Annotated in this window: 16 protein-coding genes; 2 read left to right on the plus strand and 14 right to left on the minus strand. The window is 66.1% G+C overall.

Annotation, left to right across the window (positions count from 1 at the left end):
* Positions 1–11 precede the first annotated feature (11 nt).
* Both JN280_RS29545 and JN280_RS29550 read right to left on the minus strand, forming a co-directional pair.
* Entirely contained in the window at positions 12–2981 is a 2970-nt protein-coding gene (locus JN280_RS29545) for a bifunctional [glutamine synthetase] adenylyltransferase/[glutamine synthetase]-adenylyl-L-tyrosine phosphorylase (protein ID WP_202307591.1), read from the minus strand.
* 3 nt (positions 2982–2984) lie between these two features.
* On the minus strand, positions 2985–4424 hold the full coding sequence (locus JN280_RS29550) for a sensor histidine kinase (protein ID WP_202307592.1): 1440 nt from the start codon (positions 4422–4424) through the stop codon (positions 2985–2987).
* Between the two features lie 145 nt (positions 4425–4569).
* Here JN280_RS29550 and JN280_RS29555 point away from each other — a divergent pair, with 145 nt between their 5' ends.
* The gene (locus tag JN280_RS29555; protein ID WP_202307593.1) at positions 4570–5928 is read left to right on the plus strand and encodes an IS1182 family transposase; all 1359 of its coding nucleotides are present in this window, start codon (positions 4570–4572) and stop codon (positions 5926–5928) included.
* Positions 5929–6064: 136 nt separating this feature from the next.
* On the opposite strand, the gene JN280_RS29560 is transcribed toward JN280_RS29555, so the two are convergent.
* The 9 genes from JN280_RS29560 to JN280_RS29600 all read right to left on the minus strand — a co-directional run bounded on the left by JN280_RS29560 (position 6065) and on the right by JN280_RS29600 (position 16500).
* Positions 6065–6736 carry a response regulator transcription factor gene (locus tag JN280_RS29560; RefSeq protein WP_202315103.1) on the minus strand — a complete coding sequence of 224 codons (672 nt, stop codon included), beginning with the start codon at positions 6734–6736 and terminating at the stop codon, positions 6065–6067.
* Positions 6737–6970: 234 nt separating this feature from the next.
* Complete coding sequence (locus JN280_RS29565) at positions 6971–8500, minus strand: Do family serine endopeptidase (RefSeq protein WP_202307594.1); 1530 nt, start codon at positions 8498–8500, stop codon at positions 6971–6973.
* Between the two features lie 171 nt (positions 8501–8671).
* Positions 8672–9142, minus strand: coding sequence for a cytochrome c-type biogenesis protein (locus JN280_RS29570; protein ID WP_202307595.1), 471 nt, complete (start codon positions 9140–9142; stop codon positions 8672–8674).
* Positions 9139–11127 carry a heme lyase CcmF/NrfE family subunit gene (locus JN280_RS29575; protein ID WP_202307597.1) on the minus strand — a complete coding sequence of 663 codons (1989 nt, stop codon included), beginning with the start codon at positions 11125–11127 and terminating at the stop codon, positions 9139–9141. The genes JN280_RS29570 and JN280_RS29575 overlap by 4 nt, the downstream gene beginning before the upstream one ends.
* Positions 11128–11131: 4 nt before the next feature.
* Positions 11132–11569, minus strand: a complete 438-nt coding sequence (ccmE, locus tag JN280_RS29580) for a cytochrome c maturation protein CcmE (RefSeq protein ID WP_202307598.1) — start codon at positions 11567–11569, stop codon at positions 11132–11134.
* A gap of 3 nt (positions 11570–11572) precedes the next feature.
* Positions 11573–12751, minus strand: a complete 1179-nt coding sequence (gene ccmI / locus JN280_RS29585) for a c-type cytochrome biogenesis protein CcmI (protein ID WP_202315104.1) — start codon at positions 12749–12751, stop codon at positions 11573–11575.
* 689 nt (positions 12752–13440) lie between these two features.
* Positions 13441–13779 carry a c-type cytochrome gene (locus JN280_RS29590; RefSeq protein ID WP_244743632.1) on the minus strand — a complete coding sequence of 113 codons (339 nt, stop codon included), beginning with the start codon at positions 13777–13779 and terminating at the stop codon, positions 13441–13443.
* Between the two features lie 26 nt (positions 13780–13805).
* Positions 13806–16043 (minus strand): xanthine dehydrogenase family protein molybdopterin-binding subunit, encoded by a 2238-nt coding sequence (locus tag JN280_RS29595; protein ID WP_202307600.1) that lies wholly within the window; start codon positions 16041–16043, stop codon positions 13806–13808.
* A 10-nt stretch (positions 16044–16053) separates the two neighbouring features.
* Complete coding sequence (locus JN280_RS29600) at positions 16054–16500, minus strand: (2Fe-2S)-binding protein (RefSeq protein WP_202307601.1); 447 nt, start codon at positions 16498–16500, stop codon at positions 16054–16056.
* A gap of 159 nt (positions 16501–16659) precedes the next feature.
* Between JN280_RS29600 and JN280_RS29605 the strand changes: the two genes are divergently transcribed.
* Positions 16660–17556 carry a LysR family transcriptional regulator gene (locus tag JN280_RS29605; protein ID WP_202307602.1) on the plus strand — a complete coding sequence of 299 codons (897 nt, stop codon included), beginning with the start codon at positions 16660–16662 and terminating at the stop codon, positions 17554–17556.
* 344 nt (positions 17557–17900) lie between these two features.
* Here JN280_RS29605 and JN280_RS29610 read toward each other — a convergent pair whose 3' ends face one another.
* From JN280_RS29610 to JN280_RS29620, 3 genes are read right to left on the minus strand one after another with little or no spacing between them, the layout of a single operon-like run.
* A complete protein-coding gene (locus JN280_RS29610) occupies positions 17901–18917 on the minus strand; it encodes a zinc-dependent alcohol dehydrogenase family protein (protein WP_202307603.1) in 1017 nt (338 codons plus the stop codon).
* Between the two features lie 27 nt (positions 18918–18944).
* Entirely contained in the window at positions 18945–19409 is a 465-nt protein-coding gene (locus JN280_RS29615; protein WP_244742233.1) for a cyclophilin-like fold protein, read from the minus strand.
* Positions 19406–20596 carry an MFS transporter gene (locus JN280_RS29620; RefSeq protein WP_202307606.1) on the minus strand — a complete coding sequence of 397 codons (1191 nt, stop codon included), beginning with the start codon at positions 20594–20596 and terminating at the stop codon, positions 19406–19408. Before JN280_RS29620 ends, JN280_RS29615 begins: the two co-directional genes overlap by 4 nt.
* Positions 20597–20711: the final 115 nt, after the last annotated feature.

The following is a 20711-nucleotide window of genomic DNA, read 5'->3' on the forward strand; positions in this document are numbered from 1 at the left end:
GGCCGCTCGCCTTACTTCACGCGCCTGCCGCGCAGAAGAAGGTCGAAATCCTCCCTCACCCTTCGCGCCGTCTCCTCGACATGTGCCTCGAGTACGGCGAAGTCGGGAAGATCGGTGACGCCGAGCAGGAGGTCGGCGAGGCCCGGCGGAACGTCGTCCCGCTCGAAGGCGCCCGTCAGGCAGAGGCGGATGATCTGCGTCAGTGCCGAATAGAGGTGATGCGCGTCGACCAGTTCCTGGCGCAACTGCGCGTCGGCAAAAGCCGGATCGAGATGCGAAAGGACCTCCGCGGTACCCGTCGTCCGGCCAGCGCCGGTGGCCTGACCAGTCAGGGCTGCATATTGCGCGATGAATTCCAGGTCGATCAGCCCGCCGGGCACGAGCTTCAGGTCCCAAAGGTCGCGCGGCGGCTTCTCCTCCTCGATCAGCGCCCGCATGTCGGAGGCCTCTTTCGCGATCTTGGCCTTGTCACGCGGCAGCGCCAGGATCTGGCACACCTCGTCTTCGATATCCTGCGCGAGGTTTTCATCGCCGGCCACGGGCCGGGCCCGCGTCAGTGCCATGTGCTCCCAGGTCCAGGCGTCCTGCCGCTGGTATTTGCGGAAGGCATCGATATGGGTCGCGACCGGGCCCTTGTTGCCCGACGGCCGCAGCCTGAGGTCCAGCTCGTAAAGAACGCCTTCCGCCGTCGGCGCCGACACAGCGGCGATCAGGCGCTGCGTCAACCGCGAGAAATAATGCGACGGCGCCATGGGCTTGTCGCCGTCCGACTCCTCGGCGTCGGCGTCATGATCGTAAAGGAGGATCAGATCGACATCGGAGCCGGCGGTGAGCTCGCGGCTGCCGAGCTTGCCCATGCCCAGGATGACGGCTCTCGCACCCTTCACTTTGCCGTGGCGCCTAGCGAATTCCCTCGTCACGGCGTCGAAGGCCGCGCCGATCGTCAGGTCGGCCAGGTCGGAGAAGGCCTTGCCGGCGCGCGTCGCGTCGATCGCGCCGGTCAACAGCCTGACGCCTATGAGGAACTTCTGCTCCGATGTAAATATCCGAAGCCGGTCGAGCACATCCTCGTGCTGCACCGTGCCCTCCAGAAAAGCTGCGAGCCGGGCTGAGAGATAGGGCTTGTCAGGCAACTCCGACATGCGCAGCGGGTCGAGCAGCCCGTCGAAGACATGCGGCCTGCGCGTGATGATGCCGGCGAGCCGCGGGGCCGCGCCCATGATGGTGGCGATCATCTTCAGCAGTCCGGGATTGGACTGCAACAGCGAGAAGAGCTGGATGCCGGCCGGCAGCCCGGCAAGGAACTCGTCGAAGCGGACGATGGCCTCGTCCGCCCGCCGGGTCTGGCCGAATGCCTCCAGCAGCGCCGGGGTGAGCTCGGTCAGACGCTCCCGCGCCTCGGCCGAGCGCGTCGCCCGATAACGACCGAAATGCCAGGTCCGGATGACCCGGCAGATGTCGCTCGGGCGCTTGAAGCCGAGATTGTGCAGCGTCTGCAACGTGTCCGGATCGTCGACATCGCCGGTGAAGACGAGATTGCCGACACCGGCCGAAAGCTGCGGCGCGGTCTCGAACAGCGCCGCATAATGCTGTTCGACCAGATGCAGCGACTGGCGGAACACGTCGGAGAAGGCGGCCGCGCCGTCATAGCCGAGCAGTCGAGCGATGCGCTCCAGCCCCTCGTCTTCCTCCGGCAGCGTATGGCTCTGCTCGTCGGCCACCATCTGCACGGCATGCTCGACGCTGCGCAGGAACCAGTATTGCCTGGTGAGTGCGTCGCGCGCTTCCGCCGTGATCCAGCCCCGCGCAGCGAGTTCGGCCAGCATCAAAACGGTTTCGCGCCGGCGCAGTTCGGGGAAGCGCCCGCCCGCGATCAGCTGCTGTGTCTGCACGAAGAACTCGATCTCGCGGATGCCGCCCCGGCCGAGCTTGACGTTGTGGCCCTTGACCGCGATCTCGCCGTGACCCTTGTGCGCATGAATCTGCCGCTTGATCGAATGGATGTCGGCGATCGCCGCATAATCCAGATATTTGCGCCAGACATAGGGCTGCAGTTCCTTCAGGAAGCGCTCGCCGGCGGCGAGGTCGCCGGCGACCGGCCGCGCCTTGATCATGGCGGCCCGCTCCCAGTTCTGGCCTCTTGCCTCGTAGTAGTTCAGCGCGGCCAGCACCGGGATGGCGAGCGGCGTCGAGCCGGGATCGGGCCTGAGCCTGAGATCGGTGCGGAACACATAGCCGGCATCGGTCCGGTCCTGCAGGATGCGGACGAGCCGGCGCGTCAGCCGCGCGAAGAGATCGCTCGCTTCGTAGGGGTCGCGGATCGCCGGGGCATCCGGATCGAAGAACACGACGAGATCGATGTCGGAGGAGAAGTTGAGCTCATGGGCGCCGAGCTTGCCCATGCCCAGCAGGATCCAGCCGGAGCCTTCCGACGGCCGCTCGGGATCGGGCAGCGCGAGCTTGCCGTTGAAGTGCGCGTCCCGCAGCAGGAAGGCCACGGCCGCCGTCACGCAGCGATCGGCGAGATCGCTCAACCGGCGCACAGTCGTCTCCGTCTCGACCTCGCCCGCCAGTTCCGACAGCGCGATCAGGAAATGCGCTTCCGTCTTCAGCGCGCGCAAGGCGGACATCAATGCCGCTTCGGTTACCTCCGCAGCGAACGGCGCCCTTGCGATGGCCTCCGCGATCGCGTCCAGCCTCTGCCCGGTGGTCTCGTCGAACAGCCGGTCCAGCATCTGGGGACGCCTGCGCGCGCAGTCGCGCAGGAAGAAGGAGAGGTTCAAGGCGGCGCCGAGGAAATCCTGCAGGACGCCCTTTGCGGCAAGCAGCTTCGCGAGCCTCGGCAGGTCCGCCTCCTTGGCCACCGCCGACAGCTCGGCAAGCGCGCCGCGGGCCTCGTCGGGATCGAGGGGCCTAAGCACCCGTGCCGGTCCGCCGAACCAGCCAAGATCCGTCTTTCCTATCGCCTTTTCAGCGCTCATCCGTCACCCTTGCGTCCCGGGAAATGCCATGGTGACAGATAATCCCGGATCGCGGGCGGAAAGATCAAGTCGTCCGCGGTGGAACTTCATCACGGCCTTGGCGAGGCTCAGTCCAAGGCCGGAGCCCGGCTGCGAGCGGCTCTTCTCCAGCCGCACGAATCGTTCGGTCGCGCGCTGCCGGTCCGCATCGTCAGGGATTCCAGGGCCGTCGTCGGACACCGTCAGGCGAATCTCCCCGTCGACGCGATCGAGGCAGACGGCTACCTTGGGCTTGCGATCGGGGGCGGACGAGTATTTGATCGCGTTGTCGACGACGTTCGAGAGCGACTGCGCGATCAGCTCGCGGTTGCCGGCGACGACCTGCGGTCCGCCGATTTCGGCGTCGAGCGTTACGCCGCTCTCCTCGGCGACCGGCTCGTAAAGTTCGACCACGTCCCGCACCAGATCGACGAGGTCGACCTTCGAGACCGTCTCTGAGGAATAGCCGGCTTCGAGCCGCGAGATCATCAGGATCGCGTTGAAGGTGCGGATGAGTTGATCCGATTCGGCGATCGTGCGCTCCAGCGCCTCGCGATACTCGGCCGGCTCGCTCGCTTTGGCCAGTGCCGCCTCGGCGCGGTTGCGCAACCGCGTCAGCGGCGTCTTCAGGTCGTGGGCGATGTTGTCGGAGACCTGCTTCAGCCCCTCGTTGAGGCTGGCGATCCTGGTCAGCATCATGTTGAGGTTTTCGGAGAGCCGGTCGAACTCGTCGCCCGCACCGCTCACCGGCAGCCTGCCCGCGAGGTCACCGCCCATGATGCGAGCGCTCGCAGCCGATATGCTGTCGATGCGCTTCAGCGCCCTGCGCCCGACCAGAAACCAGATCGCCAGGCCGCCCAGGCTCATCATGCCGAGCGCCACCATCAAAGCGCGCCGCACCACGTCGCGGAAGCGCTCGGGCTCGCCGAGGTCGCGTCCGACGAGCACGATCATCTGATTGGGCAGCCGCAGCACGAGAGCGATCGCGTCGTGTCCGGTCTCGCCGGCACGCGTCACCCTGTCGCTGCCGGCCCGTTCCTGGGCGCCCGCGTCACCGTAGCGCTGATAGGCGAACGGGCGCCCCGTCCAACCCTCGGCCGCAAGTACGCCGGGCGCCAGGCTTTCTACATTGCCGGACAGGATGCGCCCGTTCGGATCGGCGATCAGATAGAGATTGGCGCCGGGCTGCCGGGCGCGCCGCTCGATCGTGCGGACCAGAAGCGGCAGACCGCCTCTCTGATAGGCTGCGACGAGTCCCTGAACCTCTTCGTTGATCGTCTCCTGCGTCTGCACCGTCAGCATTCGCACCGACAGCGACGTCATGTAGAAGACCAGGAAGATCGCGCAAATGCCGAACAGCAGGAAATAGAGCGCCGACAGACGCGCGGCGGTCGTCTTCATGATGGAGGTAAGGGTGTGCCACATGTCAGGGTGCCATGCGGCCCGACCGCGAGTCTCTCCCGACGGCGAAGCCGGACCGCGTCACGCTCTAGCAGCCTGTCGGACTTGAGGCGGCATCCAAGATGCGATTCAATTTCATGGATTGATTCTCCTGGATTGAGCGCCGCCAATGAGCAATTTCCGCCAGGTCGACCGTGAGACGGGTTTTTTGCTTCCGCCCTCGGTGGACGAATGGCTGCCGGAGCGGCATCTGGCGCGCTTCGTGGTGGAGGTGATCGATCAGTTGGACCTGTCGCGGATGGTCAAGGCCTATCGCGGCGCGGGCTCGGCCTCCTATCATCCGAGCGTCTTGCTTGGCCTGCTGGTCTACGGCTACGCCACCGGGGTTTTCTCGAGCCGCAAGCTGGAGCGGGCGACTTACGATTCGGTGGCGTTTCGCTTCATCGCCGCCAACGACCATCCCGACCACGACACCATTGCCGCCTTCCGCCGTCGCTTCCTTGGTGACATCGAGCGGCTGTTCACCGAGGTCCTGGTGCTGGCCCGGGAAGCCGGAATGCTGAAGCTTGGAACGGTGGCGCTGGACGGCACCAAGGTGCACGCCAATGCCAGCCGGCACAGCGCGCTGTCCTGGGAGCATGCGAGCAGGATCGAGGCGCAGTTGAAGACCGAGGTGAAGGAACTGATGGCGCTGGCCGAGGCGGCCGACAAGGCGGATGTGCCGGACGGCATGTCGGTTCCCGAGGAACTGGCCCTTCGCGAGAAGCGGCTGCGGCGGATCGCCGAGGCCAAGGCGACGATCGAGGCGCGTGCCAGGGAGCGCTTTGGGCGCGAGCAGGCCGAGCATGAAGCCAAGCTGAAGGCGCGCGAAGAGAAGGCGAAGAAGCGCGGTCGCAAGCCCGGCGGCAAGCCGCCACTGCCGCCGACCGCCGACCCGGGACCCAAGGATCAGGTCAATCTGACGGACGCGGATTCGCGCATCATGCCGGTGGCCGGCGGCGGCTTCGATCAGGCCTACAACGCCCAGGCCGCGGTGGCGGCCGGCAGCATGCTGGTGGTTTGCAACGACGTGGTGCAGGCGGCCAACGACAAGCAGCAGATCGCGCCGATGCTGGACAAGCTGGCCGCCGTTGCCGCAACGCTGGGCAGCGCCGAGACGCTGCTGGCCGACAGCGGCTATTTCAGCCAGGCCAATGTCGCGGCCTGCGTCGAGGCCGGGATCACGCCGATGATCGCACCGGGCCGTGAGCACCACAATCGATCCTGGAAGGAACGCTTCGCCGCCGCGCCGCCGGCGCCGCAGAACCCGACACCGGTGGAGGCGATGCAGCATCGGCTGGCGACGCCGGAAGGCCGCAAGGTCTATGCGCTGCGCAAGCAGACACCCGAGCCCGTGTTCGGCATCATCAAATCGGTCATGGGCTTCCGACAGTTTCACCTGCGCGGCCTCGAAAACGTCAAAGGAGAGTGGAACCTGGTCACCATGGCCTGGAACATGAAGCGGATGTTCGCCCTCTGCCGGGCATGAGGGCGTGGCGCCCATTCCGGCGCCGCTCGATCCATCGTCGAAGGGCCGAAGTGCATCATCAAAAGACCCAGATCATGAAATTTTCGCCGACCCATCCCTGTTCACTCAATCTCAATTGCCCCAGCCCGACAGGCTGCTAGGCCTTCAGCATGTAGCCGGCGCCGCGGATCGTGTGGAGGATCGCACTGTCGAAACCCTTCTCGATCTTGCCCCTCAGCCGCGAGACGTGAACGTCGATGACATTGGTCTGCGGATCGAAGTGATAGTCCCACACATTCTCGAGGAGCATGGTGCGGGTGACCACCCGCCCGGCATTGCGCATCAGATATTCGAGCAGGCGGAATTCGCGCGGCTGGAGGATGATCTCCCGGCCGGCGCGCTTCACCGTATGCGAGAGCCGGTCGAGCTCGAGGTCCCCGGTCCGGTAGACCGTCTCGACCTCCTTGGATCCGCCGCGGCGGTTGAGCACCTCGGCGCGCGCCAGCAGTTCGGAGAAGGCAAAGGGCTTGGTCAGATAGTCGTCGCCGCCGGCGCGCAGGCCGGTCACCCGGTCGTCGACCTCGCCCAGGGCAGACAGGATGAGCACCGGCGTCTTGTTGCCGCGCGAGCGCAGATCGGCGATGATCGAAAGACCGTCGCGACGCGGCAGCATGCGATCGACGATCATCACGTCGTAGTCGCCGGCATCGGCCATGGCGAATCCGGTCTCGCCATCGGCGGCCTGATGGGCCGTATGGCCGGCCTCATCGAAGGCCTTGACCATGTAATCCGCAGCCTCACGGTCGTCTTCGATGACAAGAATCTTCATGAACCCGTTATACGCGAAATCCGGATCGGTGGAGACGTGGGGTTCCATGTTCAGCTCCAGTCACGTGCAGCGTCAAGCACCCTTTGTGCCCGACACGAATGCGGCAGCAGGTGTCGGACACCTGCTGCCGCCGGAACCGGCACGAAACTGACATAGCACCGGCTCCGGGGCTCTCGCGGCAGGCGGCAGCTCTTGAGGGCTGGGACCGCGAAAACCGCGAGCGCCGTTGCTTGATCAGCCCTTGGCGACCGGCAGGGCCACGAAGCGGCTGGTATCGTCGCGCATGATCTGCACGAGCACCGCCTTGCGTCCGGACTTGGCCGCGTCGGCGACCGCCGCCGTGACCTCGTCGCTGTTCGAGACGTCCCTGGAATTGACCGCGACGATCACGTCGCCCGGCTGGATGCCGCGATCGGCGGCGTCGCTGCCCGGCTCCACGTCGGTCACGACCACCCCCTTGCCGTCCTCGGCGCGGGTGACGGTCAGGCCGAGATCCTCGAGCGCGTTGGCGTCCTGAGGCGCCGTCTGCTCGGCCTTCGCCTGCTTGTCGGAGCCCGGCAGCGTGCCGAGGTCGACCTTGACGGTCTCCGACTTGCCGTCCCGCCACAGCGTGACCTCGACGCTCTTGCCGGGCTGGATGGCGCCGATGATGCGGGCCAGTTCGCGCGGCGAAGCCACTTCCTTGCCGTCGACGGAGGTGATCACGTCACCGGCGGCGATGCCGGCCTTCTTGCCTGGACCGTCGTCCTCGGTCTGGGAGACGAGCGCGCCCTTCTCCGACTTCAGGCCGAGCGATTCGGCGATATCCTTGTTGACCGGCTGGATGTGAACGCCGAGCCAGCCGCGCTGGACCGTGCCGTCACGCATCAGGTCGCCCACGACTTCGCGTACCGTCGAGGCGGGGATGGCGAAGGCAATGCCGACATTGCCGCCCGAGGGCGAGAAGATCGCCGTGTTGACGCCCACGACCTCGCCATTGAGGTTGAAGGCCGGACCGCCCGAATTGCCGCGGTTCACCGCCGCGTCGATCTGGATGAAATCGTCATAGGGGCCGGCGCCGATATCGCGGCCGCGAGCCGAGACGATGCCGGCAGTCACGGTGCCGCCGAGGCCGAACGGATTGCCGACCGCGACCACCCAGTCGCCGACGCGGACCTTCGCATCGTCGGCGAAGTCGACATAGGTATGCTTGTTGCCGTCATCGACCTTGAGCACGGCGAGATCCGTGCGCGGATCGGTGCCGATGAGCTTGGCGTCGAGCTCCTTGCCGTCATTGGTGACGACGGTGAACTCCGTGCCGCCCTCGACCACATGGTTGTTGGTCACCAGATAGCCGTCCTCGGAGATGAAGAAGCCGGAACCCTGGGAGACGGGACGCGGAGAGCCGTCGCGGCGGTCGCGACGGAAGCGGCGCTCGCCATCGCGATCGCCGTCACCGCGGAACTCGCGGAAGAAGCGCTTGAGCGGATGCCCATCGGGCAGGCTGTCGAAACCCTGCGGTCCGGAGAAAAAGCCGGAACCGTCGTCCGAAGCGCCCTCGAACTTGGCCTTGACGCGGACGCTGACGACCGCCGGGCTGACCTGCTCGACGACATCGGAGAAGCTCGGCACCTGCGGGGCGTCGACGCGAACCGGATCGGCGAAGACGGGAACGGTTCCCGACGTGACGGCTCCGAGGCCGATTGCCCCGGCTACGGCGACCGAAGCGGCCGCGGCCAGCAGACGCTTGCGGGTGCCCGAGCTGGAATTGGATTGAAGGTTCATTGCGCTCTGTCCTCTTGTGGCTGAAGGGATGCGTCTTGGGGGCATCCGCTGCAGCCAGAAATAGATAGCGTCACATTACGGCGTCATTGCCGCGGGATGAAACTTTCGTAATGTTGGCTAACCTGCTGATTGTCCTTCGGCATCTCACTCCGGCGTCGAAGGAGGCCGGCCTCACTCGCCGTCCTTCAGCATCCTCGCCAGCGCCTCGTTCTCTTCGGCCGTCAGCGGCTCGCCGGCGGGACGGCGGCGAGTTCGCGCCGAAACGATCAGGAACGTGCCGCCGGCCAGCAGCAGGATGGCCGGCACCGACCACAGGATCGCGTTGCGCAGGCTGAAGCGCGGCTTGAGGAGCACGAACTCGCCATAGCGCGAAACGATGTAGTCGAGCACCTGCCGGTCGCTGTCGCCGGCGCTCAGGCGATCGCGCACCAGGATGCGGAGGTCGCGGGCGAGGTCGGCATCCGAATCGTCGATCGACTGGTTCTGGCAGACCATGCAGCGCAGTTCGGCCGAAAGCCGGCGCGCCCTTTGCTCGAGAGCGGGATCCTTCAGCATCTCGTCGGGCTGGACGGCATAGGCCGCGGGGCCCGCAAGCAGGGCGGCCAGCAGCAGCCAACAGGCGACGGCTCGCAGCGCGGTCACGGCGCGGCTGCGACCGGTTTGGCCGCACCCTGCCGCCTGGCGCGCGCCGGCGCGCCCACACGCAGCCGCCGGTCGAGCAGCGACACGAAGCCGCCGAACATCATGACGAGCGCGCCGCCCCAGATCAGCGTCACCATCGGCTTCCACCAGACGCGGACCACGATCGCCCCATCCTGCGTGGCGTCGCCGAGCGAGACATAGAGCTGGCTCAGGCCGAGCGTGCGGATGCCGGCCTCGGTGGTGGGCATCTGGCGGACGGGATAGAGCCGCTTGGCCGAAGTGATCTGGCCAAGCGCCCTGCCCGGCCGCTCGAGCAGGAAGCGCGCACGATCCTCGGTGTAGTTTGGGCCGATCACCTTCTCCATGCGATCGAATCGCAATGTGTAGCCGGCGATGTCGATGGTCGCGCCGGGCCGCACGGCGACGATCCTCTCGGTCTCCAGCGACACCACGCTGACGATGCCCAGCACGGTCAGGCCGAGGCCGAGATGCGCAAGCGTCGTGCCGAAGACCGACTTCGGCAGGCCGACGAAGCGTCGCAGCATCACCGAGGGCGCGGCGGCGCCCAGCCCGGCGCGAAGCGCGAGGTCGGTCAGGGCACCCAGCACCAGCCAGGCGGCCAGGCCGCAGCCCAATGCCGCGAAGACCGAGGCGCCGTCGACGAAAAGAAGCGTGACGAGCACCGCGACCAGCGCCCCGCCGAAGGCCGCCATCAGGCGCTGCGCGGCAGCCAGCAGGTCGCCGCGCTTCCAGGCGAGCAGGGGGCCGAACGGCACCAGGGCGAGCAGCGGCAGCATCAGCGGGCCGAAGGTCAGGTTGAAGAACGGCGCGCCCACCGAGATCTTGTCGCCGGCGAAGGCTTCGATGAACAACGGATAGAGCGTGCCGATGAAAACCGTGGCAGTCGCCGTCGTCAGGAACAGGTTGTTGAGCACCAGCGCCCCTTCCCGCGAGATCGGGTGGAAGACGCCGCCAGCGGTGAGCGAGGGCGCACGCAGCGCGAAGAGCGAAAGCGAGCCGCCGATGAACAGGGTCAGGATGGCCAGGATGAAGACGCCTCGGCTGGGATCCGTAGCGAAGGCATGAACCGAGGTGAGCACGCCCGAGCGCACCAGGAAGGTGCCGAGCAGCGACAGCGAGAAGGTCAGGATGGCGAGCAGCAGAGTCCAGATCTTCAGCGCCGAGCGCTTCTCCATCACGATCGCCGAATGCAGCAACGCCGTTCCCGCCAGCCAGGGCATGAAGGAGGCGTTCTCGACCGGGTCCCAGAACCAGAAGCCGCCCCAGCCGAGCTCGTAATAGGCCCAGTAGGACCCCATCGCGATGCCGCCGGTGAGGAACGTCCAGGCGGCGAGCGTCCACGGCCGCACCCAGCGTGCCCACGCCGCATCGATACGGCCGTCGATGAGGGCCGCGACAGCGAAGGAGAAGCAGACGGAGAAGCCGACATAGCCGAGATAAAGCAGAGGCGGATGGACGGCGAGGCCGATATCCTGCAGCAGCGGATTGAGGTCCTGGCCTTCGATCGGCGCCGGATCGAGCCGGACGAAGGGGTTGGACGTGACGAGGATGAACAGCAGGAAGGCGACGCCGATCAATCCCTGGACCGCTAGCACATTGGCCTTGAGCGTGGCGGGAAGATTGCGGCCGAAGGCGGCGACGAGCGCCCCGAAGAAGGTCAGGATCACCACCCAGAGCAGCATCGAGCCTTCATGATTGCCCCAGGTTCCGGTGACCTTGTAGAGCATCGGCTTCAGCGAATGGGAATTCTGCCAGACATTGGCCACGGAGAAATCCGATTGCATGTAGGCCAGCGTGAGCACCAGGAAGGACAGCGCCGTAAGGGCGAATCCGGTGGCGGCGACTGGCCCGCCGACCGCCATCAGCCGCTCGTCGCCCATGCGCGCGCCTACGAGCGGCACGCTCGCCTGGACCAGCGCCATGGCGAAGGCGAGCACGAGCGCGAAGTGACCGATCTCGACCATGGAACTATTGGCTCTCCTGCCAGAGGCCCTTTTCCTTCAGGCCTTCCGCGACTTCCTTCGGCATGTAGGTCTCATCATGCTTGGCCAGCACGCTGTCCGCAACGAAGACGCCGCCGGGGCCGAAGCTGCCTTCGGTGATGACGCCCTGCTCTTCGCGAAACAGGTCGGGCAGGATGCCATTATAGACCACCTTGACCGTGTCGACCTGGTCGGTGATGGCGAAATCGACCTCCGTCCCCTGCCCGCGCTGGATCGACCCCTTCGCGACAAGCCCGCCGAGCCGGATGCGCTGGCCCTCGCTTACCGGATTGGCCGCGAGATCGCCGGGCATGTAGAAATAGGATGCCTTCTGGCCGAGCGCCCAGAAAGTCAGGAAGGTCGCGAGGCCGAGAAAGGCCAGCGCGCCGCCGATGACAGACAATCTCTTCTGCTTGCGTGTCATGTCCTACTCGGTCCCGCTCAGTCCGAGGGTCGCTGCGAATTGCGTCAGCGCCGTGGCTTCCACACTCCCCTCGCCCAGGGCCGCCACGCCGCGGCTCATCGCATCCAGCGCATCTGTCTTGCGGCCGAGCACCAGGTATGAACGGACGAGCCGCTGCCATCCTTCCAGATCCCTGGGGTTCTGGCGAAGCTTTTGGTCGAGCCCCGCGACCATGGCCTCGATCATGGCGTTGCGGTCGGCATCGGACATGGTGGCGGCCGCCTCCACGTCGTCCTGCGTCGGTCCCGGCGTGGTCGAGGTGGTGGCCCCCGAGGTGGTGGCCTCCGATGTGGTGGAAGGTGCCTTGCCGGCGGCAAGGCGCTTGTCGGCCTCGGCGACGGCCTGCTCGACAGGAACGCGCCACGGTGAATCCGCGGGCAGCTTGACGAGCATCTCTCGCCAGGCCGCGACTGCCTCCTGAAGCTTCCCGTCCTGCGCCATGGCGGTCGCCAGATAGAAACGCGCCTTGGGATAGTCAGGCTCCAGCCTCAGGGCCCTGTTGAACGCTGCCTCGGCCTCGTCGGAAATGACGCCGTCGGCGGCCGAAGCCATCGCCTCACCGAGCCCGGACTCGCGGGCCGCGGTCGACCCTTCGAGGCGGATCGCCGCGTGATAGGCACCGACGGCATCGGCGAAGCGCCCCATGCGCAGATAGACCGGGGCGAGAACGTCCCAGCCCTTGCCGTCATTGGGGTTGGCCGCAAGGTGCTTCTCGGCGCGCGCCACCAGTTCGTCGATCGAGCTCTTCGCCGGATCGGCTTCGAGCCGCGCCTGGAGGGGTTGCGAAGACAGATCGGGCGAGCCGAGATAGCCGTAGAGCGCCCAGCTCACGACCGGCACCGCGAGAACCGCCGCCATGCCGGCCATGCGCGCTGTCGGCGAGGCCAAGGCGCTCCGTCCGCCGTTCCCGCGCTCGCCGAGCTTCAGGATGCGGCGGCCGATCTCGGCGCGGGCCTGCTCCGCCTCGGTCGGGTTGATCAGTCCGCGACCGACGTCGCGCTCCAACTCTTGAAGCTGATCCTTGTAGACTTCGAGATCGTGATCGGCGGCCGTGGCAACCGAGCGGCGCCCTCGCGCAAGCGGCGCCAGGACGGCAAGGCTGGCACCCAAGGTAAGCAGAGCGGCCACGATCCAGAAAAGCATGCCGATCACATAACCCTTGACGGCACCCCTGCCAACAATCGCGCCATGCGGCCAATTGACGGAGGCATCGGGCGGTGCCGCATCGGCGCGAGGATCGTATACCATCTTCGACAGAGCGTCTTTGCTCACAACTGTCAGTTCATTCCCGCATTTGAAACCCATTCCCGGCGCGAGCGACCGCGACGCGGAACCGGGTGCCGTTACCCGATCGCCGCCGCAAAAGGGCCACGACTGCTTTCGCCCGCGCGTCGGTCGCACGGGCCGGAACCGCGCGATGTTCATGGGCACCCGGAACAGCACTGTCGCGTCTTCCACGACGGCCACCGTTTCCTCGAGTGCGTTCGGAGGGACCAGATCGCTCAGGATGCGCTCCAGCGCCCGGCTCAGGTTGGAAGTGTGTGCCGCGACGATGTCCATGTGGTCGGCGGCCAGCTCGAGACAAGCGTTGAAAAGCCCGGGGCCGGCGTCGTAGCGGTCTCGCTCCAGCGAAAGGATGGTCAACACCCAGCGTTCCAGCTTTTCGCCCGGCGGAAGGTCCTGCGCGGCAACCCTGCCGCGCTGGCGGAGGCGCCGGTCGGTGAAGCCCGGATCCGCGGCTGCGATCCGGAGGTTCACCGACAAAGCCCGCAAACGGACCGCGCCGTCCGGCGGTTCCAGCACCGCGGCTCGAAGCAGGCCTTGGCGCCGCGTTACCGGCCGTTCAGGAACGCGATGATCGCACGCCGCTCGTCTGCGTTGTTGAAGCGCTGAACCATCCGTGTGCCCGGCACCATCGCCGTAGGATTCGCGAGGTAGGTTTCCAGCGTCTCGGGCGTCCAGGTGATGCCGGAGTCGCGCAGGGAGGGCGAATAGTTGAACCCGTCGACGCTGCCGCCAGCGCGGCCGACCACGCCCTGCAGGTGAGGCCCGGCGCCGTTCCTGGTGGTCGCGATCTGGTGGCAGGACCCGCAACGCTGCCGGAACAGCCGTTCGCCTGAAGCGGTCTCCTGGGCAACTGACAGATCCGTTGCCCAAGCCGCCGTGATCACCGTCAAGGCGGCGAGTACCGCGCCTCTCATCCTTCCATGCCTTTCAGGTCGAGCTTCGAGAGCGGCAAGCTGCGGATGCGCTGGCCCGTCAGCACGGAAGCGGCGTTGACCACGGCGGGCGGCACGCCAGGCAGACCCGGCTCGCCGATACCGCCCATCGGAGCGCCGCTCTCGACGATGCGCACATGCACGCGCGGCATGCGGTCGGGCGGCAGGATGGGATAACCGTCGAAATTGCGCGCCTGCGGCATGCCGTCGACATAGACGACTTCCTCGAGCAGCGCCGAGGACAGGCCGAGGGCGACGGCGGAGTTCACCTGCGCCTCGATGATGGCGGGATTGACGATGCTTCCGGGATCGATCGCCACCCAGACGTCGTGGACAATCACCCCGCCGTCCCGCAGCGAGACCTCTGCGATCGTGGCGACCTCGCTGCCGAAAGGCGACGCCATGGCGACGCCGCGCGCCCGCCGCGTGCCATCCTCGGCTGTGAACGGCCCACGACGCCATCCGCCGGAAAGATCGGCCACGGCCACAAGGAGGTTTCTGTGCCGCGGGCTGTCTGCAAGGAGGCGATGCCGCAATTCATAGGGATCCTGCTTCCCCGCATCAGCCATCTCGTCGAAGAATGTTTCGTAGAAGAAATCGTTCATCGAATGGCCGACCGAACGCCAGAAGCCGATGATAGCCGGATCGTCCACATGGATCTGGGCGACACGCCTGTTCGGTATCGCATAGATCTTTCCAGCGATACCCTCGACCGCTGAACTGTCGACCTTGTCGGCCTGGCGGCCGAACCAGCGGCCGGTCGGGCCTTCTCCGACCGCAACGGCGTCCAACGCGACCGGCAGGCCGTCGGCATCGAGGCCCGCACGGAAACGTACGGCACCCATCGGCCGCAGCGCATCGCGCAGGAACTCCTCCTCGCGGCTCCAGATCAGCTTCACGGGCCGGCCCGCCGCCTTCGCGAGGAGGATGGCCTGCGGGTACGGATTGGCCGTCCGATAGAGGAAATGCCGGCCGAAGAAGCCGCCGAGGATCGGGGAATGAATAATGATCTTGTCCGGCTCGACGCCTGCGACCTTCGCCGCATCGGCCTGGAACATCTCGGGCGCCTGGTTCGGTATCCACAATTCGAGGGTCCCGTCCGCATTCCAGCGCGCGAGCGCCGAAGGCGGCTCGAGCTGGCCGTGCACCAGATGAGGAGCGCCATAAGTCGCCTCGACGGCAAGCTGAGCACCGCGCATCGCGCCCGCCGCATCACCGACCGTCTCGAAGACGACCCCTTCTCCCGGCGTCGCTTTCAGCTTCGTCATATGGGCTTCGGAGGAGAAATCCGCCGGCATCGCATGCGCGGTTCCTGCGGCTGGCTCGGTCCAGGTGACCAGCAAGGTTTCGACCGCGCGACGCGCACGCCACCAGCTGTCGGCCAGCACCGCTACCGCGCCCGGCAGCCTATGAACGGAGTGGACGCCGGGCATACGCCGAACATCCGCTTCATTCGCCAGCGCGCCGGGTTCGCCACCGAGACGCGGGCTGTGCTGGACGGCGGCGTGAAGCATGTCGTCGACCTTCTGATCGATCGAGTAGAGTGCCTTGCCGGTCGACTTGTCGCGAACATCGAGGCGAGCCACCGGCTTGCCGATCCAGCGGAAGTCGGCGCGGGGGCGCAGCACGACGTCGGTTGGGACCGGCAGGTCGGCCGCCGCATCCGCGATTTCCCCGTAGGGGATCGCCCGCCCGGACGCTGCATGAACCACGCGGCCGGGTTCGGTCGAGAGTTCCGAAGTTGGCACGCCAAGCCGAGAGGCCGCGGCCTGCAGCAGCATTAGGCGCGCCGATGCGCCAAGCCTGCGCATCGTCTCGTAGCTCATGCGCACCGACATGCTGCCGCCGGTGAAACGGCCGCCACCGGTCAAGAGATAGTCGGGGCCGGGAGGAGCGCCCTCGACCGTGAAGTTCACGGGGTCGACGTCCAGTTCCTCACCGACGATCTGCGCCATGGCGGTGAAGATGCCTTGTCCACCCTCGATGAAGGCGCTGCGGAAGAGCACCGTGCTGTCGGGACGGATCTCCAGGAAGGCTGAGACCCGCGTGCCGGGCGCGACAGGAGCAGCGGCCTGTGCCCTCGCGCGTCCGACCGGCACGGTGACCGAAAGCACGAGCGCTGCGGCGGCGCCGAGGAAGCCGCGACGCGAAATGTTGAGCGGTCCGTCCTCGCGGGGCGTGGACCAGCGGTTCCCGATGAGGGTCATGTTGTTCATCTATCCCTCCTCACGCCTGGGCGGCCTGCCGGACGGCAGCCGAGATCGCGTTGTAGGTGCCGCATCGGCAGAGGTTCACCATCGCGTCGGCGATGTCGTCCTGGGTGGGCTGCGGCGTCTGCTTCAGGAGCGCCGTGGCCGCCATGACCTGGCCGGACTGGCAATAGCCGCATTGCGGCACCTGATGTGCGATCCACGCTTCGACCACCTTTCTGCCCTCGGGATCCTGCTCGATGGCCTCGATGGTCGTGATCGCCACGCCGGCCACGCTGTCCACCATCGTCACGCAGGATCGCGTGGCCTGTCCGTCGATCAGCACCGTGCATGCGCCGCACTGGGCGACGCCGCAGCCATACTTCGTACCCGTCATGCCCAGTTCGTCGCGCAGCACCCAGAGCAGCGGCGTATCCGGTTCGACATCGACCTGATGTGTTGCCCCGTTGACTGTCAGTTCCATGGCCTTTTCCTCGTGGTTCGCAGGAGAGCCAACACGACTGGCTGTTGGCTCGTCGAACCCGAAGAGTAGTTGCCCCTGATCACCACGATTAGTGCGCTGAATTCGCTTGCGTTGATCGATGAGAGACATAAATCTTGCCCGATCGGTGCGGACAGCGAGATGGCCAGGGAAAATTTCAACGACCTCTTGTGGTTCCTGGCTGTGGCCGAGGAGAAGAGCTTCACGCGCGCCGCAGCGAAGCTCGGCATCACGCAGTCCACCCTCAGCCACACGATCAAGCAGCTGGAAACGCGGTTGGGCATCCGGCTGCTCACGCGCACGACCCGCAGTGTGTCAACGACCGCGGCCGGCGAGCGCCTCCGGCAGTCGCTTGCACCGCGCGTCGCGGAGATCGAGACGGAGATCGCCGCGCTCATGGAATTCCGCGACAAGCCCGCCGGGACCATCAGGCTGACCCTTTCGGATCACGCGTTTGAAAGCGTCGCGTGGCCGAAGCTCGGCCCGGTGCTCGCGGACTATCCCGATATCAAGCTGGAACTCAGCATCGATAACGGGCTGCGCAACATCGTCGAAGACGGATTCGACGCCGGGGTGCGACTTGGCGAAAGCGTCGAGAAGGACATGATCGCGATCCGAATCGGACCTGACTGGCGCATGGTCGCCGTCGCGTCGCCCGACTACTTCGCCGCGCATCCTTCGCCCCGGCATCCGCAGGAGCTGATCGGGCACAACTGCATGAACATGCGCCAGACACGCCGTGGCGGGCTCTATGCGTGGGAATTCGAGAAGGAAGGTCAGGAGCTTCGTGTCCGGGTGGACGGGCAGCTCACCTTCAACACCTCATACGCAATGGTGGATGCGGCTCTGAAGGGATACGGCATCGCTTTCCTGCCCGAGAGCCTTGTTGAACGACATGTCGCATCGGGCGAGTTGGTCCAGGTGCTGGACGACTGGTGCCCGAAGTTCGCGGGCTACTACGTTTACTACCCAAGCCGCCGACAGAACCTGCCGGCCTTCAAGGTCATTGTCGATGCCCTTCGACACGGCGACGCTTGAAACGCCCTGACATCACCACCGCGACGACGGAGGCGCACAGCGCGATCGCCGCGCTGACGAGAAATACGGTATCCAGTCCGGCCCAGGCTGCGATTGCGCCGAGTGCGGGACTGCCAAGGCCGAGCGCCACGTCGAGGAAGGCGGCGTAGAGACTATCGCGAGACCCCAGTTGCTTGCGGGAAGGCTCCTCGCCGCCTCCAGACCGGGATAGACCAGTGAATATCCGAAACCTGTGCTTGTGCCGACATGGCGCCGGCTGCGCCGATGGCTGCTGCCGTGAGGATCTTTCTCATTTGAGTTTACTTTCGGATCGCTCTCGCCGCTTTCGATGACATTGCAATGCCCTAGACGCGAAGCAGCGTCTTGATGGCGCGCCGACCGTCCATGGCGCGATAGCCTTCCGCGACGTCCGCAAGCGGCAGCGTCAGGTCGAAGACCTTTCCGGGATTGATCTTCCGCTCCAGCACCAGGTCCATCAGGTGCGGAAGGAATCGACGCACGGGGGCCGGACCGCCAAGCAGGCTCTTCTGGGCGAAGAACAGGCCCTGGCCGTCTAGCTGAACACCGTGCGGCACGCCGACAAACCCGATCGAGCCGCCGGGGCGCGCGCAGTTGATCGCCTGCTCCATCGATTCCTGCGTCCCGACACATTCCAGTACCGACTCCGCGCCGACGCCCCCGGTCAGTTCCCTGATCCGGGCAACGCCGGCGTTACCGCGTTCCGAAACGATGTCGGTCGCGCCGAATTCGAGGGCGAGATCCTGACGTGCCTTGTGGCGGCTCATGGCCACAATGCGCTCCGCGCCCATGTGCCTGGCTGCCAGCACGCCCATCAGCCCGACGGCGCCGTCTCCCACGACAACCGCCGTCGAGCCGGGCTGCACGCGCGCGGCGTCAGCCGCATACCAGCCGGTGCCAAGGACGTCGGATGCCGCCAACAGGCTGGGGATCAGATCGTCCGCGGGCAAGTCGGGGGTGGCGACCAGCGTGCCGTCGGCGAGCGGCACCCGCGCATAGGGTGCCTGTGCGCGGCTCATGAACTCGCGCTGCTCGCACGATGACTGGAAGCCGAAACGGCAATGCGGGCAGGTATTGTCGGAGATGCAGAACGAGCCGACGACGAATTGACCGGGTTTCACGGTTCGGACCGCGCTGCCGACTTCGACGACCACACCGCAATATTCGTGCCCCATATGCATAGGTTCGATCACCGGCTGGAGCCCGCGATAGGGCCATAAGTCGGAGCCGCAGATGCAACTGGCCGAAAGCTTGACGAGGGCATCCGTAGGAGCGAGGATTTTCGGCTCCTCGACCTCCTCGCAGCGGATGTCGCCGGGACCATAAAGAACCGTTCCGAGCATGGTTGTTCTCCTTTCGTGGATCTGCGGTCAGGAAACCGGTTCGATGCCGAGGGGGAACTCGCCGCGCACCAGCAGGGGATCGAAGCTGCCGTCGATGCGGCCGAGCCGGATCAGTCCCTGGGACCAGTGATATCCGGCGTAGAAGAACGCGAGGTTGCCCCAAGGGGCGTAGTAGCAGACATCGCCGGGACGCTCGTTGTCGAACGGGCCGCTGCCCTCTTCGGTGAGCTTGCGCGGCAGGTAGCTGATCTTCTCGTTGTTCGCGTAGTTGTCGATCGTCAGTTCTTCGAGGGGCAGCAGCGAGGCGAAGTCACGCGCGGACGGATTATCCTCGAGCGTCGCCGTCATGCTCTGGTCGTTGAACGAGATGCGGATCTTCATTGGTGCGTATCCTTGTGCATATCCCCTCTTCGTCCCGGCGAAGCCGAACGGGGCGCCGGCGAGCACGATGGCCTGAAACACGGCCCGGCGGGTGATGAGGCGACACGTCATCTTGCTTCTTTCCGGTGGTCGATGGCTGCTGCGGCGGCGGCGAGAGCCGACCCCAGCAAGAGGATGGCGCCGAGGGCAAATGGGCTCCACCAGCCCAGAATGTCGAAGAGCAGGCCACCCGTCGCTGCGCCCAGCGTGATGGCGAACTGGATGACGGCGACCTGAAGCCCGCCGCCGGCTTCGGCGTCGTCACGCAGAGCGCGGCTCAGCCATGTGCCCCAGCCGACCGGAGCGGCGGTGCCCAAGAAACCCCAGCCGATCAGCAGGATCGTGACGGGAACCGGCATCGAGCCGAACCCGATCAGCGCGGTGGCCAGCAACGCCATGACGAGCGGGATGACGATGAGGACGCTGTAGAGCCTTGTCTTCAGCAGTTGACCGATGACCCAGGTACCCGCGACGCCGGCGAGCCCCATCAGGAGCAGGATTGCGGAGAGCGCCGAAACGCCGACGCCGGTGATGGTTTCGAGGAACGGCCGCAGATAGGTGAACAAAGCGAACTGGCCCATGAAGAGCAGCAGGATCGACGCCATGCCGAGCCCCACCTGGGGGCGTGCCAGCAATCGAAAGACGTTGCCCGATCTCCTTCGCCCCCGCGGCGGCAGCGAAGGCAGGCTGAGCCATTGCCAGACCAGGGCGATCAGGGCCAGCGGCACCACGAGGAAGAACGCGCCGCGCCAGCCGACATGGTCACCCAGCAGGCTTCCGAGTGGCGCGGAAACGGTCGCGGCGATGGCGTTGCCCGCGTTGATCATCGCCAGCCCCTTGGGCACGGCATCCTCCGGCACAAGACGCATGACGATTGCGGTGGACATCGACCAGAAGCCGCCGATGGCGACGCCCAGCAATGCCCGGCCGATCATCATCACCGCGTAGTTCGGTGCAAACGTTACGACGAGCCCCGACACAACCAGCAACAGCGAAAAGGAGACCAGCACGAGCTTGCGGTCGATGTGCTTCGTCAGGCCGGCGACGAACAGGCTGGTAACGACCGCGAATATGCCCGAGATCGAGACCACCTGACCGGTCCGCCCCTCGGTAATGCCGAGATCGAGGGCAACGGGCGTCAGCAGGCTGACGGGCATGAATTCGGAGGCGATGAGCACAGCAACGCAAAGCGCCATCGAAAGCACCGCACCCCACGCGGCGCGGTCACCCAGAAGCCGGGTGTCGTAGGTGGTTTCCATGGCGGGCATCCTTGCAAGACGGCAGGCGGCTCGTTCACGCCGCCGGTTCACCGCTTGCCCGGGAAATTAGCGCTTCTGCGCCAATCGCATTAGACGGACCAATCCACTTGGACTT

The sequence above is a fragment of the Mesorhizobium sp. L-8-10 genome, assembly GCF_016756635.1.
GTDB lineage: Bacteria > Pseudomonadota > Alphaproteobacteria > Rhizobiales > Rhizobiaceae.

Bases quoted from the DNA above. Each gene is read 5' to 3' on its own strand.
- JN280_RS29560 (WP_202315103.1), bottom strand. From the start codon at position 6,736: ATGAAGATTCTTGTCATCGAAGACGACCGTGAGGCTGCGGATTACATG.
- JN280_RS29600 (WP_202307601.1), bottom strand. From the start codon at position 16,500: ATGGAACTGACAGTCAACGGGGCAACACATCAGGTCGATGTCGAACCG.
- JN280_RS29595 (WP_202307600.1), bottom strand. From the start codon at position 16,043: ATGAACAACATGACCCTCATCGGGAACCGCTGGTCCACGCCCCGCGAG.
- JN280_RS29610 (WP_202307603.1), bottom strand. From the start codon at position 18,917: ATGCTCGGAACGGTTCTTTATGGTCCCGGCGACATCCGCTGCGAGGAG.
- ccmI (WP_202315104.1), bottom strand. From the start codon at position 12,751: ATGCTTTTCTGGATCGTGGCCGCTCTGCTTACCTTGGGTGCCAGCCTT.
- ccmE (WP_202307598.1), bottom strand. From the start codon at position 11,569: ATGACACGCAAGCAGAAGAGATTGTCTGTCATCGGCGGCGCGCTGGCC.
- JN280_RS29550 (WP_202307592.1), bottom strand. From the start codon at position 4,424: ATGTGGCACACCCTTACCTCCATCATGAAGACGACCGCCGCGCGTCTG.
- JN280_RS29545 (WP_202307591.1), bottom strand. From the start codon at position 2,981: ATGAGCGCTGAAAAGGCGATAGGAAAGACGGATCTTGGCTGGTTCGGC.
- JN280_RS29615 (WP_244742233.1), bottom strand. From the start codon at position 19,409: ATGACGTGTCGCCTCATCACCCGCCGGGCCGTGTTTCAGGCCATCGTG.
- JN280_RS29555 (WP_202307593.1), top strand. From the start codon at position 4,570: ATGAGCAATTTCCGCCAGGTCGACCGTGAGACGGGTTTTTTGCTTCCG.
- JN280_RS29565 (WP_202307594.1), bottom strand. From the start codon at position 8,500: ATGAACCTTCAATCCAATTCCAGCTCGGGCACCCGCAAGCGTCTGCTG.
- JN280_RS29620 (WP_202307606.1), bottom strand. From the start codon at position 20,596: ATGGAAACCACCTACGACACCCGGCTTCTGGGTGACCGCGCCGCGTGG.
- JN280_RS29575 (WP_202307597.1), bottom strand. From the start codon at position 11,127: ATGGTCGAGATCGGTCACTTCGCGCTCGTGCTCGCCTTCGCCATGGCG.
- JN280_RS29605 (WP_202307602.1), top strand. From the start codon at position 16,660: ATGGCCAGGGAAAATTTCAACGACCTCTTGTGGTTCCTGGCTGTGGCC.